The organism is Natronosalvus caseinilyticus (assembly GCF_017357105.1).
Taxonomy (GTDB): Archaea; Halobacteriota; Halobacteria; order Halobacteriales; family Natrialbaceae; genus Natronosalvus; species Natronosalvus caseinilyticus.
This window is the reverse complement of record NZ_CP071596.1, coordinates 1649334-1672145: the sequence shown is the minus strand read 5'-3', so window position 1 is coordinate 1672145 and position 22812 is coordinate 1649334. Positions and strand designations below refer to the sequence as shown.

Below are 22812 nucleotides of genomic sequence, written 5' to 3'. Positions count from 1 at the left end.
CGTGCCGGATCGGAGGTGTCAGGGTAAGCTGACGCCCTGGCGCACCAGAAACTGACTCGCTTCCTTGATCTCGACCGGGCTGCCGATGATCCGGCAGTACCGATCGCCTTCGGGGAAAATCGTTATCGTGAACTCCTCGTCGAGTTGCGCCTCGAGGCCCGCCAGGGCCTCCTGTGGGAGGACGATTTGCGTGCTATCGCGCAGACTCGACGGATCTGGCATTCGTTCGGCTAAACGATGCGTTGCCGGTCGTTTATGTGTGTCGAAGTGTCCGTCGGTTCGAGTGGAAGGGGGATCTCCGGATGCATCCTGATTTTCGGTTTCCCGGTTCGTCCGTTCGCGGCCGCGACCCCACCGCGACGCCTGCACGAGGTCGAAAGGGTTTTTCGCGACGCGCGGATGAGGCTAGATAGAATGGGGCTCGAGGAGGACATCCAGGCAATCGAGGAGGAAATCGCCAACACGCCCTACAACAAGTCGACCGAGGCGCACATCGGTCGGCTGAAATCGAAGCTCGCCGAGAAGAAAGAGAAGCTCCAGAACCAGTCCTCGGCGGGCGGCGGGACGGGCTACTCCGTCGAGAAGACCGGCGACGCGACGGTCGGTCTCGTCGGGTTTCCGAGCGTCGGCAAGTCCTCGCTGCTGAACTCGCTGACCAACGCCGAGAGCGAGACCGGCGAGTACGAGTTCACGACCCTCGACGTCAATCCCGGGATGTGCAAACACCGCGGCGCGAACATCCAGCTCCTCGACGTGCCCGGGCTTATCGAGGGCGCGGCGACCGGGAAGGGCGACGGCAAGCAGGTGCTCTCGGTCGTCCGGAACGCCGACCTCATCCTCTTCGTCCTCTCGGTGTTCGAGATCGAGCAGTACGACCGCCTGCAAGAGGAGTTGTACGACATCAACATCCGCGTCGACAAGGAACCACCGCGGGTGACCGTCCGGCCGAAGATCAAAGACGGTATCAAGGTCACCTCGAGCGCCGACCAGGACCTGGATGAGGCCACGATCAAGGAGGTCCTGCGCGACCAGGGGTACGTCAACGCCGACCTCAACCTCGGCGAGAAGGTCGACATCGACCGCCTGATCGACGGCCTAATGGAGAACCGGGAGTACATCCCGTCGATCACCTGCGTCAACAAGGTCGACCTGATCACCCCAGAGTACAAAGAAACCGTCGACGAGCAACTCCGAGAGCGTGGCCTCGACCCCGAGGAGGTCACGTTCATCAGCGCCGAGGAAGAGAAGGGGCTCGAGGCGCTCAAGGACCGAATGTGGGACAACCTCGACCTGATCCGTGTCTACATGGACAAGCCGGGACGAGGAGTCGACTACGAGGAACCGCTCGTCATTTCGGCGGGGTCGACCATCGAGGACGCCGTCGACAAGCTCGGCGGCGAGTTCGAGGAGCGATTCCGGTTCGCACGGGTGTCCGGGCCCAGTGCGACCCACGACAAACAGCAGGTGGGCGATCAGCACGTGCTCGAGGACGAGGACGTGTTGAAGCTGATTCTTCGCCGGTAGCGGCGTTGTCTGATCGGTGGAATTTCCGGATCGCGATCGTTCATCAGCGATGAGTCGACGGTGGTTCGAGGATGGTTCGAAGACGGATCGACGGTGGCTCGGCGGAGACTCGAAGACGGATCGACGGTGGCTCGAGGATGGCTCGACTCCGCCAGGAACGCCGTCGCTGAGTAGACGACGATCAACCGAAGAACTGACAGGCGCCTCAGATCACTCGAGCCAGCAACTTCTGGTAGCCGATGCCGTAGAGACCGGCGTACAGCAGGACGAAGCCGAGTACTCCCGCCCAGACGGCCACGGACAGTTCACCGGCGCCGAAGTTCTGGATGCTCAGCAACTCCGCGGCGGCTCCGGCCACCGTCAGGGCGGCCGCGATCAGCGAGTAAAGCAGTAACGTCGCCACCTCGAGGACGAGTTCCGTATTCAGTGCAGCCATTGCCGACACCAGTCTCTCGAAGGACCTAACCTTTTCTGTTGGCGCCGAGACCACCGTTTCGGATCTCGACTGTGACCTGAGAGCCCACGGCGAAATCGTGATCCGGGCAGATGAGCTTCGCGCCGAAGCCGTCGTCGCGGGCGCAAAAGAACGAGAGTCCAGTAATCGGCGTGCCGTCGACGGTTACCGTGAGGCGGTCCCAGTCGATCGTTCGACCGCCGTCCTCAAGTGTGCCGAGTCGGGTTCCACCGAGGCGAACGTCGGTACCCGAAACGTCCCCGAGGACGCCTCCACCCTCGTAGTGGGGCATCCCGCCGTCTACGACCCCGCCATCGTCCGCCGCGACCCCGACGAACTCCGCTCCGGGAGACGGGTGCGTCGGGGCGTCGAGCACCGCGTACGTCTCGCCGACGTCGACCACTGTGCCGGCGCCGTCCCACGCGAGCGGGCGAACCTCCAAGCCGAGCACCAGCGGGAGCGATCCCGACGCCCGATAACAGTTCTGGTCGGGTCGACGAAAGCCGACGTGGAGGTGGTTGTCGACCCAGGGAGCGAAGAAGCCGGCCCGCACAAGTCGACCCAGCGACTCTCCCGCCTCGACCCTCTCGCCCGCCTCGACGGCGGGGTCGACGTGGAGGATCCGGGCGATCAGTCCAGCGAACGGCCCGTCGCACTTGAGGAGAATCAGGTGGTCGTGATCGGGCGCGTACGGTTTCGGCGGCGCCCGGACAGTCCGCGTCTCGAGGACAGTTCCCGAGACGGGACTCGGCGCCGCGGTCGTCCGGCCGTCCCGGAGCGTCCCGGGATAGAGGTCGATCGCACAGCCCCGGTCGTGGGCAGGGTACGGCGAGTTGTACAGCGAGAAGCGAGCGTAGCGCTCGAGCATCGAGGGTCCGAGCGTGACCGGTTCCGGCCCTGGCGCGTCCATCGACCGCAAATCGGAGTCGCGGGAATTTAGATAGTTCGGCTCCACGCTACGAATATGCCAGCGACTCCGCCGGTTCGCGTCCTCCGGGGCCGAAAGCCGACGATCGACGCCGACCGGGCGGCGAGCGAACGCCTCCTCGAGGTCGCCGCCGATGGCCAGCAGGCGGTTCGCGTCTGGACGCCCCACCGCCAGGTCGCGTTCGGCCGCCGCGACGCCCGACGCGGTGGGTACGAACGAGGTCGCGAGGCCGCCGACGAACGCGGGTTCCCTCCGGTCGAGCGCAGCGTCGGTGGTCGAGCGGTGGCCTACGACGGGTCGCGAGTGCTGGCGTTCGCCCGCGCAGAGCCCGTCGCGGACTTCCGGCGAGGAACCGACGAGCGCTACGAACGGCTCACGGCCGACGTCGAATCGGCTCTCGTGGACCTCGGCGTCGAACCGGTTCGGGGCGAGCCCGACGACTCGTTCTGTCCGGGGACCCACTCCCTCTCGCTCGAGGTTGGCGGGTCGCTCCGAAAAGTCGTCGGCATCGCCCAGCGAGTGACGAGCGACGCCGCCCTCGTTTCGGGGATCCTGCTCGTCGAGGCGAGCGACGAGCTTCGAGACGTCCTCGAGGCCGTCTACGACGCGCTCGAGGTGCCGTTCGATCCGGATTCGGTGGGCGGCGTGGCGGACGGCTCGACCGTCTCTCCCGAACGGGTGCGGCGCGTCCTCGAGTCGGCGCTCGTCGGCAATCGAGAGTTCGTTCTCGAGGACCTCGACGTCTAGACGAACGCCGATACCGATAGCGCGACGGCCAGCCCAAACGCTGGGACGTCGAGCCGTGTGAGTGCGAGTTCCGGGAGCGTCGGGTTCCAGGCGAAACACCGCGCCTGCATCGCGATCGCCAGTCGGTCCGCCCGGAGAAATGCTCGCTCGAGGGCCGTCACTCCGAGGTGGGTCACCCGCTCGAGCAAGCCCCGTTCGGTCCCCAGTCGAGACGCAGAGGCGTCCCGGATCGACTGCAAATCGGCCCGGAGCACGGGGAGAAACCGAAAGACGAGCGCGACGCCCATTCCCAGCACCTGTCCGGGTTTCCCCGGAATCGTTCGTTGGATAGCCGCCCGAGAGGCGCGAACCGGCGTCGAGCGCACGTAAGCGGCGCTGACGAGGACGATCAACAGGACGCGGTAGCTCGCGAGCGTCGGCTCGACCGCGTCGCCAGGCTCGAGCCACGGCGGGCCGAACGAGAGCGCGGCGACGACCGGGGCCGCGAGCAGAAACGGCAGCGCGAATCGGTAGGCAACGAGCGCACGAAGCGGCGAAACGTCCGCAGACCACAGGAACCCCAGCGCGAGGACGGTGAGTGCCGCGAGTGGTCGCGGCGAGAGGTGAGCCAGCGCCGCGACGGAGAACCCGATCTGGACGGCGAGTTTCGACCGTGGATCGAGGCGGTGAGCGAGCGTGTCGTCGGGTTCGTAACCGAGCATCGATCGTCAGTCCCCGACTCGCGTACCGCTGCCGGGCGCGCGAACGGCGAACGCCTCGCTCTCGAGGGAGTCGCGAGCGTCAGCCGGTGGTTTATCGATCGCGATTGAGCCGTTTCGCATGACGAGCACCCGGTCAGCCAGTTCGAGGACGTCCCGCAGGTCGTGGGTCGCGAGGACGATTCCGGTTCCTTGCCGGGAGAGGGCGGACAGGCGCTCGAGGACCGCTCGACGGGCGGGGTCGTCGAGGCCGGTGAACGGTTCGTCGAGGACGAGGTGAGTCGGCTCCATCGCGAGCGCGCCCGCAATGGCGACGCGGGACTGTTCGCCCCCGGAGAGGGTGTGGATTCGATCGTCCTCGCGTCCCTCGAGTCGGACGGCTTCGAGCGCGTCGGCGACGCGTCGATCGATCTCCGGATGCTCGAGGCCGAGGTTTTCCGGGCCGAACGCGACGTCCGCGCCGACCGTCGCGGCGACGAACTGGTCCCGTGGGTGCTGGAAGACCATCCCCACAGCTGTGCGGGCGGCCACGAGATTGTCGATGACCGGCGTGCCGTCGACGAGGACCGCCCCCGACGTCGGCGTCAGTAGGCCGTTGCAGTGACGCAGGAGCGTCGTCTTCCCGCTCCCGTTCGCGCCCGCGAGGACGACGAACTCGTCGCTCCCGACCTCGAGCGAGATGGACTCGAGGACGGTGACGCCCTCGATCTCGTAGCGAACGTCGCGAAATTCGATCATCGACTAGGCGACGGGGATCCGTTCGCTCCGAACGATTGCGATCGCGGCGGCGAGTTTCACGAGGTCGAGGGGAACGTAGTACGCCATGCCGATGATGGCCGCCTCGGCGAGCGAGAGGCTCTGGACCCAGGCAAGCCACGGGACGCCGAGGCCGTAGATGATACCGAGGCCAACCAGCAGCGCCGCGGCGAGCGTCGTCTTCTGTACCGTCGCGGGGTCTCGAACCCGCCAGCCACGGTGGACGAGGAGGCCGATGACGAACGCCGCGATCGGGTACGACCAGAGGTACCCTCCGGTGTAGCCGAACAGGTGACCGACGCCGCCTACGCCCCCGGCGAAGACCGGAACGCCGATCGCACCGGCGGCGAGGTACAGCACCATCGAGATGACGCCCCAGACGGGCCCGAGCACCAGTCCTGCGAGGAAGACGAACAACACCTGGAGCGTGAACGGGACCGGCGAGACCGGCAGTGGAATCGATACGTAGGCGCTCGCGCCGATCAACACCGCTAACAGGGCGGCTCGAGCGAACGAGCGCACGACGTCGCCGTCGACGAGGTCGACATTTTCGGTTGACGTAGCCATACCTCGAGTCACTCGTAAACCCGATTTAATGCTTCGGTTTACGTCCGTCGCCACACGAATACCGTCTCCGAATCACGGTCCCTCGAGATTCGAGGTGGTGGTAGAATCGGTGACGACGGGGCTCGAGGTGGCAACGCGGCTCGAAGACGGTGACGGCTCGAGGTGGCAACGTGACTCGAGGTGGCAACGGGGCTCGAGAGTAGTGTCGAAACCGCGAAAATCGGCTCGAGTCCGGCGGTCTCGAGCGTCAACTCAGTGGTGGTGGCCCGTCGCTTCCGCAAACGAGACGCCGAAGCGCTCTTCGAAGAGGTCCATGACGCGCTCTTCCTGGGCCTCGAGGTCCTCACCCGGATCCTCGCCGTGGTGGACGAGGTGGTGGGCGCGGCTCGCAAAGGAAAGCAGGGTGATGTCCGCGACGGTCTCGGCCTCGCCCTGACCCTCCTCCGCGAGGAGGTCGACCAGGCCGATCGGGAGCGTGACTTCGTCGGCGTCGCCGTCGGTTTCGATCGAAAACGTAGTCGTCTCGATGTCGTCTGTCATCGACTGGCCCTTGGCGGGCCACCTTAAAGGTACTGTGCCTTTATTGCCGTCGGCATCTAACGTTCGCCCATGCCCCAGGTCGAACTCGACGAGGAAACGATCGAGCGACTGGACGCCCTGCGGATCGAAGACGAGTCCTACGACGAACTCGTGACCGAACTGATCAACATCTACGAATCGAGCGAGCGGACGCTGTTTCACGCGGGCGATTGATTCGACGGAGCGTCGTGCACACCAGGCGACGGAGCGACGCGCGCGCTGAAGCGAGTCACTCGAGCGACGTTACTCCGCCGCGGTCGCACAAATCCCCTCCCAGCGGCCGTTCTCCTCGAGTCGGGACTGCAGTTCCTCGGCGTACTCCTGGGTGAGCGCCTCGGCGGCCTCGCGTTCGGCGTCGTGGGAGCCACCGCCGCCCATCCCGAGGGCACCCTTGATCGAGTCGAGGAACCCGCCGCTCGAGTCGTCGCCGCCGGGCGCGCCGCCCATCGCCCCCACCTGGGAACGGACGTTCTCGAGTTCCGGCAGGATCTGGTCGATCTTGTCGGTGTTGGCGACCATGCGCGCGGTTTCGGGGTCGTCGGGATTCTCGATTTCGAACTCGGTCGCGGTCATGATCAGACTCCACTCCTGGCTCGAAAAACGAGAGCTCTGGACTCGCGTCGAGAACTCCCGGTCGACGGTCATGCGCTCGCTGACGATCCGGTCGGTCCACTCGGTTCCCATGCGTGACGATTAGGCGACGGCAGTATCAGGGTTTCCCTCCTCCGGTCGTGCAGGGTACCTCCTCCGGTCGACGTTCAGCCGCGCGCTCGAGGGGGCGACTTGGCCATCGACACCGACGTCGTCGTCGAACGCGTCGAGTCACCCCACCGCGAGCGATCACGGCGAGATCACCGCCCAACCCTCGATTTCGCCGTGCTCGAGGCAACGGCCCTGACCGTCAGTACAGGACGCCACCGAGTGGCACGTCGGCGTCGACTTCGGTGTCGGGATTCACGAGCACTGGATACCCGTCGTCGCTGGGGACGCCGACGGTGAGCGCTTCCGATTTGAAGCCGGCGATACGGACGCTTCCGAGGTTCGTGGCACAGAGGACCCGTCTGCCGACGAGGTCATCGGGATCGTAGTGGTAGTCGTGCTGGCCGGCGGACTGGACGAGGGTGCTCTCGTCGCTCGAGTCGTCGTTCGCCCCGTCATCCTCCGTACCGCCATCCTCCGTATCGTCGCCACCAGCGCCGTCGTCACCAGCACCGAGGTCGATCCACAGCTTCGTCATGTGCGACTTTCGCGCTTCGGGAAACGATTCCGCGCGGACGATCTCGCCGACCCGAATCTCGACGTCGAACGGACTCTCCGGCATTGGCTCGAGACAGGGGCGCTGGACAGATATAGGTCGGTGGTCCGCTCGAGGCAGCGCGTGAAGTCGGGTCGAAATCGAGGTCAGGATCGAGAGTCAGGATCGAGAGTCAGGATCGGGAGTATCGCTGATGAATAGGGTCTTGGAGGGATACGACGCGTTCTCGAGGTCGTCAACAGCCGTCCTCGGGCACACCCTCTCTGAACGCGACCAGTTCCCCGTCGTGGTCGACGTACAGCGTGTCACCGCTGATCGCCCGAACGTACCCGACGGGGGCATCGTCCGTCGAAATCGCCCACTTCTCGGTGCCATCGTCCTTGTTCAGCGCGACGAGTTCCTCGTCGTACTCGCCCCAGTCGCCCTCGGCCCGTCCGAAGTAGACGTAGATGGTCTCGCCACAGATAACCGCCTGTCCGGCGTTGTGTGCACAGGGGACCTCCCACTCGTTTTCACACTCCTCGAGAGAGCCGCCGTACAGGTTGAAGGCGTCACCGGTTGTATACACGTCCTGGTCGATCGAGACTTCGTGGTCAGTCTCCAACGTGATCAGGCCGTTCACCTCGCCCGTCTGCGCGTCGTGTACGCCCAGATCGATGTCGGACCACCAGTCGACGACGACCGCGCTCGCGTTCGCGTGGATCGGACTCTCGACGTCCTGGTAGACCTCCTCGTTTCGCCAGACTTCGTTCCCGGCTTCGGGCTCCAGTGCGAGCACGGTCCGGGGTGTCGCGGCGTAGACGACGCCGTTCGCCGCGGCGGGGGCCCTGGCGAACTCGAACGTCCCGTCCGGGCTAGCGGGCGATTCGAGCGTGACCGACTCACGTTCCCACCGAATCGAGCCGTCGTCGACCTCGAGGGCGTAGAGAGTTCCGTCGACGACGACGAACGCGGCGTCGTAGGCCACCGTGTGACGGGTGACCGAGTCTGCTGGATCGAACGACGCCTCCCACCGGACGCCGCCGTCGGACCGGTCGAGCGCCACGACGCCCTCGTCGGTGGTCAGACAGACCACGTCGTCGGCGACTGCGGGGTCGTGCGCGAGGACATCTGTGTTCTCCCAGACGATTGCCCCGTCCCCGGCGTCCAGCGCGACGACACCGTCGGCGGTCGAGGTGTACACTGTGTCGTCAGCGACGGCGACCGAACCGTCGTGGTCGGCCGACCAGACGGGGGCGAGTGCCTCGCCGTCGAAGTCGTGTCCGTCAGCGATGCACCTGGTCTGTCCCGCGTCACCACGGTAGGATGCCCAGTCTTCGTTCATAGTAGCGTTCGGCTGGCGTGTCGGGTCCGGGAGATCTGTATCGAGTGATGCGTTGACATCGGAGGGTCCGTCACCGTCGTCGGCATCGACGTCTCCCGCCCCACTCGAGACGAGACCGACGCCGATCGACAGTGCTGCACCAGTTGCGAGGAAGGAGCGGCGTTGCCATTTTCCCATACCGACACAGCGTCGAATCATCTCATAACTATCGACGTAATATTCCACAGTTGTGCAGTGAGCAACTGTTCAAGCGGGTCTAACAACCGATTAAACAAACGCTCGCCAGTGGTTTCGAGCAGCCCACCCCGTCAGCAGTTGGCCCGAAGTCTCGACGTGATTCGACCACGGGAACCGTCCATCGGACAGCAGACAGCAGACGCCAGACAGCAGACGCCAGATGTCGGCCCCTCGAGTCAGTCTCTTCGACCGCGTTCCATTCGGGACTCACTCGCGTACCACAGTCGGGTTCACTGCACCCGCTCCGCGGCCCACGTCGGCGTAGCGAGTCAGCGCGGCCTCGACGAACTCGATCCCACCCTCGACGGCCGCCTCGATGCCCTCGCCTCGAGCCAGGTTCGACGCGATCGCGGCGGAGAGCGTACACCCGGAGCCGTGGGTCGCCTCTGTGTCGATTCGCGGGTGGTCGATCGCTACGATCCCGTCGTCGGTACAGAGGAGGTCCCGAACCGTCTCGCCGGGGACGTGGCCCCCCTTCACCAGTACGGCGTCGGTGCCGGTCTCGAGGAGCGCCCGTCCGGCCTCGCGCGCCGCATCGTGACTCTCGACGTCGATTCCCGTCAACACGCTCGCCTCGTCGGCGTTGGGCGTGACGAGCGTCGCCTGGGCGAACAGCTCTCGGTAAGCGGCCTCCGCATCCGTGTCGAGCAGTCGGTCGCCCGAGGTGGCGACCATCACCGGGTCCACGACGAGCGGCACCTCGAGGTCGCCCGCGTGCTCGGTCACCAGGTCGACGGCCTCGGCGGTCGCGAGCATCCCCGTCTTCACTGCGCGAACGTCGAAGTCGTCCAGCACCGCCCGAATCTGGGCGTCGATTTCCTCGAGCGGGAGGACGAAACTCGACTCGACGCCGCGGGTGTGCTGGGCGGTGACGGCGGTGATCGCGCTCGTGCCGAAGACGCCGTGGGCGGCCATCGTCTTCAGGTCGGCCTGGATGCCGGCGCCGCCGCCGGAGTCGCTGCCCGCGATAGTGAGGGCGACGGGCGGCGTCTCGGGCGAAGGGGCGATCATCGGTCGTCGCCCCCGTTCGCGTTCTCCTCTCCCGATTCGTTCTCGCCTCCTTCTCCCGGTCCGTTCGCCTCCCCCTCCCTCGATCCGTTCTCGCCTCCTTCTCCCGACCTATCCCCACTCGAGGCCTCCTCGGCCAATCGCTCGAACGTCCCCCAGAACGGGTCCGTCCCGGGGTGGTCGATCGCCTCGCCGTCGACGATAACGCCCTCGCCGTCCGTGACCTCGCCGACGGCCGCCGCCGGGATTCCCTCGGCCTCGAGCGCCTCGAGCACCGCATCAACGCCATCTGGAGCGACCGTCGCGAGCAGCGTCCCCTCGCTGATCGAGATCCAGGGGTCGACACCGACGGCCTCACAGGTCTCGCGGACGCCGGGCATGATCGGCACGCGGTCGCGGTCGATCCGCATTCCGACCCCTGCCGAGCGGGCCATCTCGAACAGCCCGCCGTAGACGCCGCCCTCGGTCGCGTCGTGCATCGCCGTGACGGCGTCGTCGCCGACGTCGGCCGCGAGCATCGCCTCCTGAAGGGGGCTCATGTCGTAATAGCGTTCCTTCGCGGCCTCGAGCGCGTCGGGGTCCATCCGTTCGGCGAGCAGGGACTCGTACTGAATCGACAGCAAGCCGGTCGTCTCGATGGCCGGCCCCTTCGTCACCAGGACGCGGTCGCCCGGTCGAGCGCCGTCCGGACGAATCAGGTCGTCGTGATCCCCGACGGCGACGACGGTCGCGCCCCCGACCATCGGGTAGTTGCACCCGGCGTAGCGGGCGGTGTGGCCCGTGACGACCGAGACGCCCAGGTCGCGCGCCTCCCGGTCGAACGTCTCCCAGACGGTCGCGAACTGTTCGTCGGTGATCTCCGACGGGAGGTTGAAGTCGACGCTCAAGTACGCCGGCTCGAGCCCCGAGACCGCCACGTCGCTGAAGAGGATGTGGAAGGCGAACCAGGCCGCCCGCTCGAAGCCCAGCGAGGGCATGATGAAGACGGGGTCGGTCGCCATCGCCACCGCCCGCCCGCCGACGTCGACGACGCCGAAGTCGACGCCGTGTTGCGGTGCGAGTCGCACGTCCTCGCGCTCGGCGCCCAGGTTCGGGTAGAGGTACTGATCGAAGAACTCGCGGTCGGCTTTGCCGAGGTCGTTCATACGTGTGGTATTCGTCGGTTGTACAAATGGATGTTGCTCGCTCGAGTTAGCGGAATGACCGTCGCGAAGTGGAACGTGGCGTGGACTCGAGTTACGGAAGAGTATCGAACAGCAGTGTTAAGGTAAATATGTGATATCCGGTCGAGCTAAAAACACCGGAACGAGCCCGGAAACCCTGACCCTGGCCGACTAAATAATATATTTTTCGTGGTCGAAGTAATCTATACCCGCCTGAATTCCAGTGGATTTCTCGTCACATCCCTCTGTAAATACAGCCAGAGCTTCGTCTTCTTTTATGAGTATTGATTGGTCTGTCGATTCGTTTTCGTGAATACATGTGTCTGGCCTTGTTTGAACGCGTGATTTCACAGGTGTGAGTCCTCGATGGCGCGTTCGATGTTGCGGACGGCGGATTTCATGACAAGTTCACGGAATTGGCCGAACCAGGTTCTCGACCAGAGCGTATCGCCGTATCTGCGTCGGAGGCCGAAAAACACTGATTCAGCGTTCGAACGTTGGTAATACGCCCGATCCTTGATAAGCAGATTTCTCGCCCATCCCCGCATTCCAGGGTCGCGCTGCGGAATCAACGGTGTGATATGTTCTGCACGCAATCGCGTGCGAAGCTCCTCCCAGTCGTAGCCTTTATCGGCAGCGACAGTACTCAATACGTCGAGATTCCGGATTAACACCTGCCAGCCGACTTGCGTATCGTGCGGTTGTTTCATCGAACAGTGTATATCAAGAATCGCACTGGTTTCACAATCGATGAGCAGCGTCGTCTTCACCGCCTCGAACGTGTAGTCCGTCCGTTTTGCGTAGTGCTGGCTGGCCTGGACGCGATCAACACCGGTTGCGTCGATCGCCTGCACATTACCGAGATCGTACAGTTCGACGGACTGATCGAGGATCGCTCGCCACCGCTTCATCGGAATCGCCTGTTTTCGCGCACACACCGTCGAGAAGTGTGGGACCGTTTCAGGCGTCAACCCCAGTGATTTCGTCACTCTCGGCATCTCACGGAGGACGTCCATCAGCTTCCGGTACGGATGGCCGAGATACTCCTTCAACCCCTGAACGGCGAGAATCACCCAGTCAGCGTAGCCGTCTTCTCCCGGACGATAGGCCGGTGCTGGCCAACGACGGCTTTTTGGGCGAGCGACACAACCTTCTCAGTGAAGCGGGAGGTCTTCGTGTGCACAACGAACCCGTCCCGCTTCACTTCCTAGTAAATTTGGTATTTTCCCCGAGCTACTAGCACGGCGATACGAGTTCGATCGACTCTGCACTGCGGAAGTTTGAGCGTCTAAACAAGGCCCATGTGTCTTTTACAGACCACTCGTCTTCTTTATGGACACCGTCATACTGCACAGAAACGTCGTACTCTTCTCCCTCTATACCGACCGCCGGTATTTCTATTCCAGTGCTTCCAGGGATTCTGTACGCGTTGGCTAGTATTTCGTCACCGTTCTCCTTCTGGACAACAACTTCCACCCGTGCTTCAGTTTCACTAAGATTCTCGATAAATACGGAATCTACTCGGCCTTCGGGCGTTTCGTCTGCTGAACCGTTCTGATCGGATTCTGGGTTAGTTGATTCACTGGGCTCGTTGGAGGATTCACTGAGACAGCCACTAAATGGAATAGAACAGGCAACAACGAATTTGACGAGGACGGTTCGCCGGTTCATATCCACGTACTATACCTCCTCGTTTAAATTAGTGCCGTCAAGTTGAACAGTTTGAACAACGACCAGGTCGTCGCGATAATCTGGAGCACTGGTCGGGGACTTGCAGAGTGAGAACAACGAGGTGGGTACAGAAGATTTCTGAAAGAAATCGATCTCGCTGAATCGAGCATCGAGTGCTCCCACGGGGCTGTTTGGATTTGTGTTCGCTCAGAACTCGGCGAAGCGTTCGAACGCCGACCACGAGGAGTCAACGCCGGGGTGCTCGAGCACGGCGCCATCGACGCGAACTTCGGGAGCATCGCCGGGCCCCTCGACGTGCCCGATTTCAGCGACGGTCGTTCCACGACTCTCGAGCGCCTCCACGGTTGCGGAGACGTCCCCCGGATCGACCGCGATCACGAGCGAACCGCAACTGGTCGCCCGCCAGGGGTCCATCTCGAGAGCGTCACAGACCTCTCGCACGGCCGGCCGGATCGGGACTGCCGACCGATCGATCTCGAAACGAGTTCCCGATCCCTCCGACATCTCCACGAGCGCGCCTGCGAGGCCGCCTTCGGTTACGTCGTGCATCGCGTGAACCGGCGCGCTCACCGCCGCGGTCAGCGCGTCCCGGACGGCGAAGCTATCGTCGAGGCAGGCCCCGGCGTCCTCGAGCGTCGATTCGGAGACGTCGATCTGGTCGCCGAAGAGAGTGCTTAGGAGGGCGACGGCTTCGACGGCCGGCCCGGTGGTGAGCAAGAGCACGTCACCAGGGCGGGCACCATCGGGACGGACGACGGCCTCGTGGTCGCCGACGCCGAGCACCGTCGCGCCGCCGACCCAGGAGTACGAGATGCCGGCATAACGGGCGGTGTGGCCCGCCGTGATCGCGATTCCGAGGTCGACGCACTCCTCGTGGATCGCCTCCCAGATCGTCGCAAACTGCTCGTCGGTCATCTCCGGGGGCAGGGTAAACGAAATCGAGAGATGAGAAGGTGAGATTCCGCTGACCGCGACGTCCGTGAGCACGATGTCCAGGGCGAACCTGGCGGCGCGCTCGAGGCCCAGGTCGGGGAGGATCGATACCGGATCGGTCGCCACCACGACGGCACGACCGCCGACGTCGAGCACACCGAAGTCGACGCCGTGGGTGGGCCCAAGCACGACGTCGTCGCGGTCGGCGCCGAGTCGGGGAGCGATCTGTCGCTCGAACACCGTCCGGTCGATCTTGCCGAGCGAAGGGTCGGCGTCGGGCGAGGGGTCGGTCACGGTCGAACGTTCTCGAAGCGGGCGCTTAGGCCTGCTGATGCTCGCTCGAGTCCCGACGACGTCGACGACCCCGGAACGATCGTCGGCGTCCGAACGGCCACAACTATTAGCCGTCATCACCCAGGAACCGCCATGCACGGAACTGGCGTGCCGCTGGTGACGCCGATCACCGACGACGGACGCGTCGATCACGAGCGCCTCGAGGCCCTCGTGGACTGGTTCGCGAGCGCGGGAATCGACTTCTTCGTCCCCTGCGGGTCGACGGGCGAGGCGCCGCTGTTGACGGCCGACGAACGAACGCAGGTCGTCGAGACGGTCGCCGACGCGACCGAGAAACCCGTCCTCGCGGGCACCGGTCACGAGGGGTACGAACCGACACTCGAGTCGACCGAGGACGCGGCCGCAGCAGGTGCCGACGTCGCTCTGGTCGTGACGCCGTCGTACTACGGCAGCGACGACGCTGCACTCGGGCGCTACTACCGCGACCTGGCCGTGGAATCGCCGATCCCCATCTACCTCTACAGCGTGCCGAAGTTCACCGGCTTCCCACTCTCGCCGCGACTCGTCGAGTCGCTCGCGACCCACGAGAATATCGCCGGGATCAAGGACTCGAGCGGGAGCCTCGAGTCGATCCAGCGCCTCGTCCGGTTTACCGCCGACGCCGACTTCTCGGTGCTCGTCGGCCACGGGAGCGTCTACGCCCACGCGCTCGATGCCGGCGCCGACGGCGGGGTGCTGGCGGTTGCGAACGCCGTTCCCGACCTGGCGAGCGAGATTTTCGAGACCCATCACAGCGGCGACGCCGCCGCCGCTCGCGACCTGAACGCCGCTATCGTGGAACTCAACCGGACGCTCACGGCCCGCTACGGCGTCCCCGGCATTAAGACGGCCCTCGCTCACCGTGGCCTCGAGGTCGGGCCCCCGCGCCGACCGCTCGAGCCGATTGACGAGGACGCCGCGGCCGAGGTCACGGCGGTGCTCGAGGCCGCGCTCGAGGCCTGACGATCGGTCGTCGCGCCCGTCTTCGACGCTCGAGTGACGTCCGTCACGGGATGCTTCACCGAGAAGCATGCCAGAGATTTTATCCCATCGAGTGATCATTACGACGTATGAACGACCGGTCGATAGGCACACGAACGACTTTCTGGGAGGGGGTGTCCGACGACGTGGCGCGGGACCGCTACCGGACGCTCGTCGACACGGTCGACGACGGTCTCTACCAGCTCGATGCCGAGGGCCGCTTCGAGGCCGTCAACGAAGCGATCGTCGAGACGACGGGATTCGCCCGCGAGGACCTCGTCGGTGAGCACATCTCGATGCTCCTCGAGGACGAGGACGTCACTCGAGGGAGACGGGAGATCAGGCGACAACTCGAGGAGGGGGCCGCCAACGTGTCGACGATGGAGTTTTCGGTCCGGACAGCGGAGGGCGGGGCGGTTCCCTGCGACGTCCGGATGACGGTGCTGATCGAGGATGGGGAATTCACCGGAACGATCGGCGTCGCGCGTGACGTCTCCGAACGCGAACGCCACCGCGAACGCGCCGAATCCGCCCGGGAGACCTACCGGTCGATCACGAGCGTCCTGGACGACGCCGAGATCGGCGTCATCGTTCTCGACGACGAGTTCACCGTCGCGTGGGCCGACGAGACGATCGAGGAGTACTTCGGACTCTCGCGAGCGGACCTCGTCGGTCGCGACAAACGCACCGTCGTCGACGACGTCAGTAAGCGGATCGCCGACTCCGAGACGTTCGCGGAACGCGTCCTCGCGACCTACGAGAACAACGACACCGTCGAGCGCTTCGAGTGTCGCGTCACCGAAGACGAGGAACGGACCGGCCGCTGGCTCGAGCACTGGAGCAAGCCGATCGAGACAGGCCAGTACGCCGGCGGGCGGGTCGAACTCTACTCCGACATTACCGAACAGAAGCGCTCAGAAGGTGCCCTCCTCGAGAGCGAGGCGGAGTTCGCGTCGCTGGTCGACGCCGTCGAGGAGTACGCCATCTTTCGACTCGATCCCGCGGGGCGGGTCGTCTCTTGGAACGAGGGTGCCTCGAAGATCAAGGGCTACGACCGCGAGGAGATCGTCGGAAAGCACTTCTCGAGTTTTTACACGGCCGACGACAGGGCCGAGCGCGTCCCCGAACGAAACCTCGCTACCGCCCTCAAGCGGGGATCGGTCGAGGACGAGGGATGGCGCGTCAGGCGCGACGGCACGACGTTCTGGGCGAACGTCACCATCACGGCGATCTTCGACGGCGACGGCACCCACCGGGGGTTCCTCAAAGTCACCCGCGACATGACCGACCGGCGCGAGCACGAACAGCAACTGCAACACGAGCGCGACCTGATCAATCGTGTCCTGGAGACGAGTCCGGTCGGGATCATGGTCGCGAATCCGGACGGAACGACCGTGCGGGCGAACGATCGGCTGGCGGAGATCTTCGACCGATCGGTGGAGACGATGGAAGCCTACAGCGCCGGTCAGCGGGACATGTACGACGCGACCGGCGAGCACATTCCCCTCGAGGAGCGGCCGATCAGCCGGGTGCTCGAGACCGGTGAGCCGGTGACGGACACGGAGATCTGGATCGAAGACGCCGACGGCCAGCCCCGATGGCTCTCGATCAACGCCACGCCCGTCACGCGAGGCGACGGCAGCGTTCGCCACGTCGTCGCCGCGGTGACGGACATCACGCAACTGAAAGTACAGGCCGAGCGTATCGAGCGACAGCGCGACGACCTGCGAACCGAACTCGACGACCTGTTCGAGCGGATCGACGACGCCTTCTTCGCGGTCGACACCGACTGGCACGTCATCTACGCCAACGAGGCATTCGCCGACCTAGTCGACGTCTCGGGGTCGGAACTGCTCGGCGCACCGATCTGGGACGCCCTCCCCGAACTCGAGGCAACCGCGTGTTCCGATGCGGCCCACGAGGCGAAGCAAACCGGAACCACAGTCGAACGCGAGGTGTTCTACGAGCCAGCCGACGCCTGGCTCCAGGTGACGGTCTATCCCTCCGAGACTGGCCAGTCGGTCTACCTCACGGACATCACCGAGCGCGTCCGGTCGCGAAACCGACTGCAACGTCGTGCCGTCCAACAGGCGGTCATCGCCGACCTGGGTCAGTTCGCCATCGAGACCAACGACATCGACGAGCTCATGCACGAGGCGACGCGACAGGTCGCCGACGCGCTCGAGGCCGACTACTGCAAGGTCCTTGATCTCGACCCCGTCGCCGACGAACTGCGCCTTCGGCAGGGCGTCGGCTGGCAGGCGGGAATCGTCGGCACGGCGACGGTCTCCGCCACCGACAACTCCCAGGCCGGATACACGCTCGTCGCGGAGGAACCCGTCGTCGTCGACGACCTCGAGTCGGAGAGCCGATTCCAGGGTCCCGACCTGCTGACCGACCACGACGTCTCGAGCGGCATTAGTACTATCATCGGCTCCGCCGACGATCCGTGGGGCATCCTCGGCGTCCACGACACCGACCACCGGTCGTTCACCGACGAGGACGTGAACTTCGTGCAAAGCGTCGCCAACATCCTCGCGGAAACGATCGAGCGCACCGACTACCGGGCGGAACTCGAGGGGACGATCGACCGCCTCGAGGCCTCGAACGAACGTCTCGAGCAGTTCGCCTACGCCGCCAGCCACGACCTCCAGGAACCCCTGCGGATGGTCTCGAGCTACCTCCAGCTGATCGAGCGCCGGTACGGCGACGAACTCGACGAGGACGGCGAGGAGTTCCTGGAATTCGCCGTCGACGGCGCCGATCGGATGCGCGAGATGATCGACGGCCTGCTCCAGTACTCGCGTATCGACACCCAGGGCGCCCCGCTCGAACCGGTCGACGCCGGCGAGGCCCTCGAGGAGGCGCTCGCCAATCTCGAGGTGCGAGTCGTCGAGACCGACGCGGTGATTACCGCCGATCCGCTGCCGTGGGTTCGGGCCGACGGCAGTCAGCTCAGGCAAGTCTTTCAGAACCTGATCGCCAACGCGCTCACCTACGCTGGCGACGCCCCGCCACGCGTGCATGTCTCGGCCGAGCGCGACGAATCGGACTGGATCATCTCGGTGCGAGACGAGGGCATCGGCATCGATCCCCGAGAGGCGGATCGAATCTTCGACGTCTTCAATCGCGCTCACTCGCGCGAGGAAGATACCGGCACCGGCATCGGCCTGGCGATCTGCCAGCGCGTCCTCGAGCGCCACGGGGGCAAGATCTGGGTCGACTCCGAACCGGGCGAAGGTGCGACCTTCTCGTTTACCCTTTCGGCCGCGGCCGACGTCGGTGTCGACGGCGACGGCGACGACGAGTGAAGAAAACCGGATACCCGGTTGACGGTTCGAACCCGATCACGGCCCTCGAGATGTAGGGGCCGAAACTAAGGTGTCACTTCTCGTCGTCCCCGATAGTCAATCATCACTTCTGTCCTCCAATGTCCTCAGACCACTCACCCGACGACAGGATTGGGTACGATCCGGAGACTGACACGTACACCGTCTCCTCCGACTGGGCGAGCGACGAATCACCCTCGGAGGCAGTAGTCGAGGCAGTCGCCGCCGCCACTGGGTCGACGCCGGAATCCCTCCCTCCGCTCTACGAGGCCGTCGATCCCGAGGCACTGGACCAACTGTTCGAACCGACAAGCCACATGCCGTCGCTGCGAACGGGTGTCGTCGAGTTCCGGTTTCACGGGTGTGACGTGACCGTCTCCACCAGCGGCCGGACGACCATTACGGTTTCCGAGCGCAATTGACGACGCGTTCCGTCGCGTTCTATCGCATTCTGTCGGGTTCCGGATCGGCCCCAGGCCCTACCTTCACGGCCCGCTGAAAAGCATCGTGAGCAACTTTCGCTCGGCCGTGTGGATGTGCTCGGAGAACGTCGCGGAGGTAATGTCGAGGCGCTCGGCTACCTCCTCGCCGGTACACGTTCGCGGCCAGTCGTAGTAGCCCGCCTGGTATGCGACCTCGAGCACCTCGTGCTGGCGGTCGGTGAGCTGGGCCTCCAGGACCTGCTCGAACGACGATTCCGTAAAGAGCGGTGTGACGGACCCCGTTTCGCGCTTCGAGACGAGCGAGACGCCGGCGGTCTCCTCGAGAAACGTCTCGATGACGTCGCCGGCGTCGTACGGCGACGGAATTTCGGCGACGATCCGCCCTTCACCGTCGACGCCGCGAACCTCCCTGGGGAGCGCGCCGCACGTCGCCAGCGTCACGGCGGGACAGTCGGTGGAGACCAGAAATTCGAACAACCCACCGTGGTCGTACGTCTCGAGGAGCGAAACGTTCACGGAGGCGTGGTCCGCGGCGAGGTCGTGGATTCGACCTGTATCGGCGCCGGTGACGGTGAAGTACTCCGCGAACCGGCCGTCGTCCCGCGGAAGCAGCTTCGCTAACTCGATTTCACAGCCGTCGATGGTCGATGCTGCGACGAACGGATACGAATCATCAGATATCGAAAATGTAACTTCGACGGCGGAGGCGCTCCGTTGTGCGTTGGGGGACCGATGCATTTTTCTCACGAACAATCACACATAGGTGAATTACTACTCTACCTCCTAAATAATTTGGTTACTAGCTGTCGAAATCGCTGCCCGGCTCGGGTCGCCTCGAACTCGGCGTCCCTCTCGAACAACCGCGACCGTCGAGCGCCACCCCTCGAGTACTTTTGAGGCTCGACCCCCAACCTCGAGTGATGACCGAACGCTGGGAAACGCTGTTCGACCGGGGGGAGTCGTTCGCGGTCGACCTCGAGACGATTCGAAACGAACTGGCGAGACGGCGCGAGTCGGCTGCCGACGATTCTGGCCCGGATTCGGGGTCGAAACCTGAATCGGCCTCAGCCTCAGCCTCGGAATCGGAATCGGCCCTGGAACCAGCATCGAAATCGAACCCGGAGGCCGACGATGCCTGACCGGCCGAACCCGGCACGCATCGTCGCTGACGCGGACGTGCTCGCGGCGGATCTCCTCGTCGGCGGGGCGGCCAGGGACGCCCTCGACTACGTGCGCCGCCACTCCTGGCTCGACCTGGTCGCGAGCGACGACCTCCTCGAGGCAACTGAATCGCTCGTGGCAGCGCTAGCCGACACTGACCTCGCGCGAAGCCACCGCGACCGACTCGAGCACGAGCGCGTTCGCGTCGAGCACCCGCCCGAGGACCACCCGGCGCTCGCCTCGGCCTACCGGGGAAACGCCGCGCACCTCCTCTCGTTCGACGAGCACCTGGGGTCGGCAAAAGCGGGAATGACCTTACAGCCGCGGGTCGCCGTGAGCGTGCGGACGCCGGACGCGTTCGCGACGGTGTTCGACGCCGAGAGCCTCTACGAGGCCGTCGAGGACGGTGGCTATCCGGGGCCGGACCGGGACCCTCGAGCGTGAGGTAACGCGGCGTTCGTCGCCGAGCGGCGCGTTCACCGGCACCGACCCCCAGGGGGTACGCTCGCTGCCGGCTCACCGATCGACGAGCGATTCCTGCCCGTGGTCGTCACACCAGGCGAACGCGAACAACCGCTTCGCGGGGACGGTCTCGAGGCGGCGCCCGTCCTCGCTCTCGCCGGTGACGGGGTCCCAGGTCGTGCCGTCGCCGACGAGTGGTGGGTCGTCGGTCGCATCCGTATCCGCGTCCGCGTTCGCGTCTTCCACCGCTCGCGCGAACTCGAGGGCGAAGTCGGGCGCCTCGAACGCGTGAATGCCGGCCTCGCCGGCCACAACGACGATCTCGTTCTTGCCGACCGACGTCCTCAGGACGCCGCCTGCCTCGCGAACCCACGGAAACGGGATACCGAGCGCGTCACCGTCTCGTTCGATGCCGAGGACGACCGCTTTGGGGTCAAGATCGCGGCGGTCCCACGTCCGGCCCCCGTCGCCGTCGCCACGAAGACCAGCGAGACCGACCTCGTCGCTCGCGAAGTACCCCGCGTACGGTCGTTCGTCGTAGTCGACCGGCGCCGGGTCGTCGTCCTCGCTCGCGGCCTCGCTCTCGGCGTCAGGGACTGGCTGGAGGACTCGTCCGTCGGGGTAGCGCTCGAAGAAACGGTCGACCGTCGTCAGCGAGGACGCCCGCGGCGACAGTCGCGCCCCCTCGAGGGGGCCGTCGATGCAGACGCCCGAGGATTGTTTCCACGCCGAGTCAGTCTCTCGGTCGTAGAGGACGAGGTCGTCGTCGGCGAGCTTTCCGCTCACGCCGAACGTGAGCCGACGACCGTCGACGACGGCGTCGTAGACGACGGCACTGGCACAGAGCGGACACCAGGTGACGGCAACCGAGGCGCCCGACACCTCGTCGTTGACCACCTCGTGGTAGTCGAGAATCCGGATCGGGTACGCTCGTGCAGGGCCATCCTCGGCCTCGAGGACGACGGCTTCGTCGGAGGCCGGTCCCCGGTGGTCCTGGCCGAACCGGGGATCGTCGATGCTTGGGATCGCGTCCCGCGGAATAACCTGTCTGACGTTCATACGAGGCCCTCGTCCGGATACGAGAAAAATCCAGGGCTCGATCCAGGAGGTGAATCTTCTTTCCGACCGGCGACCAAGGCCAGGTATGTACGAGTCGATTCTCGTCGCCACCGACGGCAGCGAGACGGCCGAGCGAGCGGTGGAACACGCCGTATTCCTCGCCGAGACGCTCGCTGTCCCGCTGTTCGCCATCTCGGTGCTCGAGGACCGAACGGCATACGATTCGGGTATCGTCGACCCCGAGGAGGTTCGCGACCGACAGCGGTCCCGTGCCGACGACGCCCTCGAGCGAGTCGAGGCCGCGGCGAGCGAGTCCGACGTCCCCGTCACGACAACCCGGAAACGAGGAACGCCCCACGAGGAGGTCCTCGACTACGCCGACGAGCAGGCCTGTTCGGTGATCGTCGTCGGCGCACAGGGTCGGTCGGCGTTTCGCGACGCCCTGCTCGGGAGCACGGTCGACGCGCTGGTTCGCCTGTCCTCGAGGCCGGTGCTGGTCGTCGGCGACGGCGGGGCAAACCGAGTGAGTCCGTAGAAGCGACTAGAAGGCGCCCTCGAGCGCCGACCGTCCGGCGACGCTGACGAGCGTGATGAGGGCCGTCCAGAGGGCGATGCTGCCGGTCATCCACGCGAGCGTGTCCCGGCCACGGGCGCCCAGCGAGAGCGCGAGGACGGCCGCGAGGTGGACTCCGGTCGTGACGGGTGAGAGCAGCGCCAGCCCCGGCAGCCCGTAGCGATTCCAGATGCGGACCGCCCGTTTCCGTCGTGCGGAGGGCTCGTCCGAGCGACGGTTCTCGAGCCACGCCGCGACCCGGTCGGCCGCGAGGACGATGCCGTAGATCGGGAGGACGTTGCCGGCGAACGCCGTCACGGCGACCGCGATCGGATCGAGTCCGAGGGCGATACCGAGCGGGATCACGACCAGGATTTCGAGCAGGGGAGTCGCCGCGAGCGCGAAGACGAGGACGTACTGCCAGGGGCCGCTGGCGGCGTCGAGGAGGTTTCGAGTCCACTCCTCGACGCTGGCGAGTTGCGCCTGAGCTAACCCTGTGACCGGGCCCGTGCTCGGGTTCGGAACCGGAACCACATTCGAAACCGATCCGCCGCCGAGGATACCGAGAGAGCGGTCGAGCGACACCAAAGCGTCGAAAACGATCGGGTCCACGAAATTCTCAGCCC

Annotated in this window: 26 protein-coding genes and 2 pseudogenes; 9 read left to right on the top strand and 19 right to left on the bottom strand. The window is 65.2% G+C overall.

What is annotated here, in order from left to right:
• Nucleotides 1-18 precede the first annotated feature (18 nt).
• Nucleotides 19-222, bottom strand: coding sequence for a VNG_1110C family protein (locus tag J1N60_RS08100; RefSeq protein ID WP_253433448.1), 204 nt, complete (start codon nucleotides 220-222; stop codon nucleotides 19-21).
• A gap of 192 nt (nucleotides 223-414) precedes the next feature.
• On the opposite strand from J1N60_RS08100, the gene J1N60_RS08095 reads away from it, so the two are divergent.
• Nucleotides 415-1524 (top strand): OBG GTPase family GTP-binding protein, encoded by a 1110-nt coding sequence (locus J1N60_RS08095; RefSeq protein WP_312912124.1) that lies wholly within the window; start codon nucleotides 415-417, stop codon nucleotides 1522-1524.
• Nucleotides 1525-1729: 205 nt separating this feature from the next.
• On the opposite strand, the gene J1N60_RS08090 is transcribed toward J1N60_RS08095, so the two are convergent.
• Both J1N60_RS08090 and J1N60_RS08085 read right to left on the bottom strand, forming a co-directional pair.
• Complete coding sequence (locus J1N60_RS08090; protein WP_312912122.1) at nucleotides 1730-1960, bottom strand: DUF8151 family protein; 231 nt, start codon at nucleotides 1958-1960, stop codon at nucleotides 1730-1732.
• A 25-nt stretch (nucleotides 1961-1985) separates the two neighbouring features.
• A complete protein-coding gene (locus J1N60_RS08085; protein ID WP_312912120.1) occupies nucleotides 1986-2888 on the bottom strand; it encodes a DUF8155 domain-containing protein in 903 nt (300 codons plus the stop codon).
• A gap of 54 nt (nucleotides 2889-2942) precedes the next feature.
• Here J1N60_RS08085 and J1N60_RS08080 point away from each other — a divergent pair, with 54 nt between their 5' ends.
• Entirely contained in the window at nucleotides 2943-3653 is a 711-nt protein-coding gene (locus J1N60_RS08080; RefSeq protein ID WP_312912119.1) for a lipoate--protein ligase family protein, read from the top strand.
• Here the strand turns inward: J1N60_RS08080 and J1N60_RS08075 are convergent.
• The 4 genes from J1N60_RS08075 to J1N60_RS08060 all read right to left on the bottom strand — a co-directional run bounded on the left by J1N60_RS08075 (nucleotide 3650) and on the right by J1N60_RS08060 (nucleotide 6214).
• Nucleotides 3650-4354, bottom strand: a complete 705-nt coding sequence (locus J1N60_RS08075) for an energy-coupling factor transporter transmembrane component T family protein (RefSeq protein ID WP_312912118.1) — start codon at nucleotides 4352-4354, stop codon at nucleotides 3650-3652. The two genes, J1N60_RS08080 and J1N60_RS08075, sit on opposite strands and share 4 nt — an antisense overlap.
• Before the next feature lie 6 nt (nucleotides 4355-4360).
• Entirely contained in the window at nucleotides 4361-5089 is a 729-nt protein-coding gene (locus J1N60_RS08070; protein WP_312912116.1) for an energy-coupling factor ABC transporter ATP-binding protein, read from the bottom strand.
• A gap of 3 nt (nucleotides 5090-5092) precedes the next feature.
• Nucleotides 5093-5674, bottom strand: coding sequence for a biotin transporter BioY (locus J1N60_RS08065; protein WP_312912115.1), 582 nt, complete (start codon nucleotides 5672-5674; stop codon nucleotides 5093-5095).
• Between the two features lie 252 nt (nucleotides 5675-5926).
• Complete coding sequence (locus J1N60_RS08060) at nucleotides 5927-6214, bottom strand: DUF7545 family protein (protein ID WP_312912113.1); 288 nt, start codon at nucleotides 6212-6214, stop codon at nucleotides 5927-5929.
• Between the two features lie 69 nt (nucleotides 6215-6283).
• Between J1N60_RS08060 and J1N60_RS08055 the strand changes: the two genes are divergently transcribed.
• Entirely contained in the window at nucleotides 6284-6427 is a 144-nt protein-coding gene (locus J1N60_RS08055) for a DUF7557 family protein (RefSeq protein ID WP_312912111.1), read from the top strand.
• A 69-nt stretch (nucleotides 6428-6496) separates the two neighbouring features.
• On the opposite strand, the gene J1N60_RS08050 is transcribed toward J1N60_RS08055, so the two are convergent.
• The 9 genes and pseudogenes from J1N60_RS08050 to J1N60_RS08010 all read right to left on the bottom strand — a co-directional run bounded on the left by J1N60_RS08050 (nucleotide 6497) and on the right by J1N60_RS08010 (nucleotide 14276).
• Nucleotides 6497-6937: a DUF5799 family protein gene (locus J1N60_RS08050; protein WP_312912109.1), complete on the bottom strand. Its 441-nt coding sequence runs from the start codon at nucleotides 6935-6937 to the stop codon at nucleotides 6497-6499.
• Between the two features lie 217 nt (nucleotides 6938-7154).
• On the bottom strand, nucleotides 7155-7574 hold the full coding sequence (locus tag J1N60_RS08045) for a tRNA-binding protein (RefSeq protein ID WP_312912107.1): 420 nt from the start codon (nucleotides 7572-7574) through the stop codon (nucleotides 7155-7157).
• Nucleotides 7575-7743: 169 nt separating this feature from the next.
• Nucleotides 7744-9009: an outer membrane protein assembly factor BamB family protein gene (locus tag J1N60_RS08040; RefSeq protein ID WP_312912105.1), complete on the bottom strand. Its 1266-nt coding sequence runs from the start codon at nucleotides 9007-9009 to the stop codon at nucleotides 7744-7746.
• 279 nt (nucleotides 9010-9288) lie between these two features.
• Nucleotides 9289-10080 (bottom strand): annotated as a pseudogene (gene thiD, locus J1N60_RS08035) (bifunctional hydroxymethylpyrimidine kinase/phosphomethylpyrimidine kinase); the annotation flags it as partial.
• A complete protein-coding gene (locus tag J1N60_RS08030) occupies nucleotides 10077-11222 on the bottom strand; it encodes an AIR synthase family protein (protein WP_312912103.1) in 1146 nt (381 codons plus the stop codon). The gene J1N60_RS08030 and the pseudogene thiD, both read right to left, overlap by 4 nt.
• A gap of 189 nt (nucleotides 11223-11411) precedes the next feature.
• Complete coding sequence (locus tag J1N60_RS08025) at nucleotides 11412-11591, bottom strand: hypothetical protein (RefSeq protein ID WP_312912101.1); 180 nt, start codon at nucleotides 11589-11591, stop codon at nucleotides 11412-11414.
• Nucleotides 11588-12444: pseudogene (locus J1N60_RS08020) on the bottom strand (IS5 family transposase). The gene J1N60_RS08025 and the pseudogene J1N60_RS08020 overlap by 4 nt, the downstream one beginning before the upstream one ends.
• A 32-nt stretch (nucleotides 12445-12476) precedes the next feature.
• Complete coding sequence (locus tag J1N60_RS08015) at nucleotides 12477-12911, bottom strand: hypothetical protein (protein WP_312912099.1); 435 nt, start codon at nucleotides 12909-12911, stop codon at nucleotides 12477-12479.
• Nucleotides 12912-13118: 207 nt separating this feature from the next.
• Entirely contained in the window at nucleotides 13119-14276 is a 1158-nt protein-coding gene (locus J1N60_RS08010; RefSeq protein ID WP_312912097.1) for an AIR synthase family protein, read from the bottom strand.
• A gap of 15 nt (nucleotides 14277-14291) precedes the next feature.
• On the opposite strand from J1N60_RS08010, the gene J1N60_RS08005 reads away from it, so the two are divergent.
• The 3 genes from J1N60_RS08005 (at nucleotide 14292) to ddfA (ending at nucleotide 18930) form a co-directional block, all read left to right on the top strand.
• Nucleotides 14292-15161, top strand: a complete 870-nt coding sequence (locus J1N60_RS08005; protein WP_312912094.1) for a dihydrodipicolinate synthase family protein — start codon at nucleotides 14292-14294, stop codon at nucleotides 15159-15161.
• Nucleotides 15162-15268: 107 nt separating this feature from the next.
• A complete protein-coding gene (locus tag J1N60_RS08000; protein WP_312912092.1) occupies nucleotides 15269-18490 on the top strand; it encodes a PAS domain-containing sensor histidine kinase in 3222 nt (1073 codons plus the stop codon).
• Nucleotides 18491-18609: 119 nt separating this feature from the next.
• Nucleotides 18610-18930, top strand: coding sequence for a DdfA family disk-determining factor (gene ddfA / locus J1N60_RS07995; RefSeq protein WP_312912090.1), 321 nt, complete (start codon nucleotides 18610-18612; stop codon nucleotides 18928-18930).
• Nucleotides 18931-18993: 63 nt separating this feature from the next.
• On the opposite strand, the gene J1N60_RS07990 is transcribed toward ddfA, so the two are convergent.
• A complete protein-coding gene (locus J1N60_RS07990; protein WP_312912088.1) occupies nucleotides 18994-19689 on the bottom strand; it encodes a helix-turn-helix domain-containing protein in 696 nt (231 codons plus the stop codon).
• 182 nt (nucleotides 19690-19871) lie between these two features.
• On the opposite strand from J1N60_RS07990, the gene J1N60_RS07985 reads away from it, so the two are divergent.
• Complete coding sequence (locus tag J1N60_RS07985; protein WP_312912087.1) at nucleotides 19872-20090, top strand: hypothetical protein; 219 nt, start codon at nucleotides 19872-19874, stop codon at nucleotides 20088-20090.
• A complete protein-coding gene (locus J1N60_RS07980; RefSeq protein WP_312912086.1) occupies nucleotides 20083-20556 on the top strand; it encodes a DUF7384 family protein in 474 nt (157 codons plus the stop codon). The genes J1N60_RS07985 and J1N60_RS07980 overlap by 8 nt, the downstream gene beginning before the upstream one ends.
• Nucleotides 20557-20628: 72 nt before the next feature.
• Here the strand turns inward: J1N60_RS07980 and J1N60_RS07975 are convergent, their stop codons facing one another.
• Nucleotides 20629-21633: a DUF3179 domain-containing (seleno)protein gene (locus tag J1N60_RS07975; RefSeq protein ID WP_312912084.1), complete on the bottom strand. Its 1005-nt coding sequence runs from the start codon at nucleotides 21631-21633 to the stop codon at nucleotides 20629-20631.
• Nucleotides 21634-21718: 85 nt separating this feature from the next.
• On the opposite strand from J1N60_RS07975, the gene J1N60_RS07970 reads away from it, so the two are divergent.
• Complete coding sequence (locus J1N60_RS07970) at nucleotides 21719-22168, top strand: universal stress protein (RefSeq protein WP_312912083.1); 450 nt, start codon at nucleotides 21719-21721, stop codon at nucleotides 22166-22168.
• Nucleotides 22169-22174: 6 nt separating this feature from the next.
• On the opposite strand, the gene J1N60_RS07965 is transcribed toward J1N60_RS07970, so the two are convergent.
• Nucleotides 22175-22798: a small multi-drug export protein gene (locus J1N60_RS07965; protein ID WP_312912081.1), complete on the bottom strand. Its 624-nt coding sequence runs from the start codon at nucleotides 22796-22798 to the stop codon at nucleotides 22175-22177.
• Nucleotides 22799-22812: the final 14 nt, after the last annotated feature.

Excerpts from the sequence above, each read along its gene's own strand:
- J1N60_RS08100 (WP_253433448.1), bottom strand. The coding sequence starts at position 222 with ATGCCAGATCCGTCGAGTCTGCGCGATAGCACGCAAATCGTCCTCCCA.
- J1N60_RS08095 (WP_312912124.1), top strand. The coding sequence starts at position 415 with ATGGGGCTCGAGGAGGACATCCAGGCAATCGAGGAGGAAATCGCCAAC.
- J1N60_RS08090 (WP_312912122.1), bottom strand. The coding sequence starts at position 1,960 with ATGGCTGCACTGAATACGGAACTCGTCCTCGAGGTGGCGACGTTACTG.
- J1N60_RS08085 (WP_312912120.1), bottom strand. The coding sequence starts at position 2,888 with ATGGACGCGCCAGGGCCGGAACCGGTCACGCTCGGACCCTCGATGCTC.
- J1N60_RS08080 (WP_312912119.1), top strand. The coding sequence starts at position 2,943 with ATGCCAGCGACTCCGCCGGTTCGCGTCCTCCGGGGCCGAAAGCCGACG.
- J1N60_RS08075 (WP_312912118.1), bottom strand. The coding sequence starts at position 4,354 with ATGCTCGGTTACGAACCCGACGACACGCTCGCTCACCGCCTCGATCCA.
- J1N60_RS08070 (WP_312912116.1), bottom strand. The coding sequence starts at position 5,089 with ATGATCGAATTTCGCGACGTTCGCTACGAGATCGAGGGCGTCACCGTC.
- J1N60_RS08065 (WP_312912115.1), bottom strand. The coding sequence starts at position 5,674 with ATGGCTACGTCAACCGAAAATGTCGACCTCGTCGACGGCGACGTCGTG.
- J1N60_RS08060 (WP_312912113.1), bottom strand. The coding sequence starts at position 6,214 with ATGACAGACGACATCGAGACGACTACGTTTTCGATCGAAACCGACGGC.
- J1N60_RS08055 (WP_312912111.1), top strand. The coding sequence starts at position 6,284 with ATGCCCCAGGTCGAACTCGACGAGGAAACGATCGAGCGACTGGACGCC.
- J1N60_RS08050 (WP_312912109.1), bottom strand. The coding sequence starts at position 6,937 with ATGGGAACCGAGTGGACCGACCGGATCGTCAGCGAGCGCATGACCGTC.
- J1N60_RS08045 (WP_312912107.1), bottom strand. The coding sequence starts at position 7,574 with ATGCCGGAGAGTCCGTTCGACGTCGAGATTCGGGTCGGCGAGATCGTC.
- J1N60_RS08040 (WP_312912105.1), bottom strand. The coding sequence starts at position 9,009 with ATGGGAAAATGGCAACGCCGCTCCTTCCTCGCAACTGGTGCAGCACTG.
- J1N60_RS08030 (WP_312912103.1), bottom strand. The coding sequence starts at position 11,222 with ATGAACGACCTCGGCAAAGCCGACCGCGAGTTCTTCGATCAGTACCTC.
- J1N60_RS08015 (WP_312912099.1), bottom strand. The coding sequence starts at position 12,911 with ATGAACCGGCGAACCGTCCTCGTCAAATTCGTTGTTGCCTGTTCTATT.
- J1N60_RS08010 (WP_312912097.1), bottom strand. The coding sequence starts at position 14,276 with ATGACGGCTAATAGTTGTGGCCGTTCGGACGCCGACGATCGTTCCGGG.
- J1N60_RS08005 (WP_312912094.1), top strand. The coding sequence starts at position 14,292 with ATGCACGGAACTGGCGTGCCGCTGGTGACGCCGATCACCGACGACGGA.
- J1N60_RS08000 (WP_312912092.1), top strand. The coding sequence starts at position 15,269 with ATGAACGACCGGTCGATAGGCACACGAACGACTTTCTGGGAGGGGGTG.
- ddfA (WP_312912090.1), top strand. The coding sequence starts at position 18,610 with ATGTCCTCAGACCACTCACCCGACGACAGGATTGGGTACGATCCGGAG.
- J1N60_RS07990 (WP_312912088.1), bottom strand. The coding sequence starts at position 19,689 with ATGCATCGGTCCCCCAACGCACAACGGAGCGCCTCCGCCGTCGAAGTT.
- J1N60_RS07985 (WP_312912087.1), top strand. The coding sequence starts at position 19,872 with ATGACCGAACGCTGGGAAACGCTGTTCGACCGGGGGGAGTCGTTCGCG.
- J1N60_RS07980 (WP_312912086.1), top strand. The coding sequence starts at position 20,083 with ATGCCTGACCGGCCGAACCCGGCACGCATCGTCGCTGACGCGGACGTG.
- J1N60_RS07975 (WP_312912084.1), bottom strand. The coding sequence starts at position 21,633 with ATGAACGTCAGACAGGTTATTCCGCGGGACGCGATCCCAAGCATCGAC.
- J1N60_RS07970 (WP_312912083.1), top strand. The coding sequence starts at position 21,719 with ATGTACGAGTCGATTCTCGTCGCCACCGACGGCAGCGAGACGGCCGAG.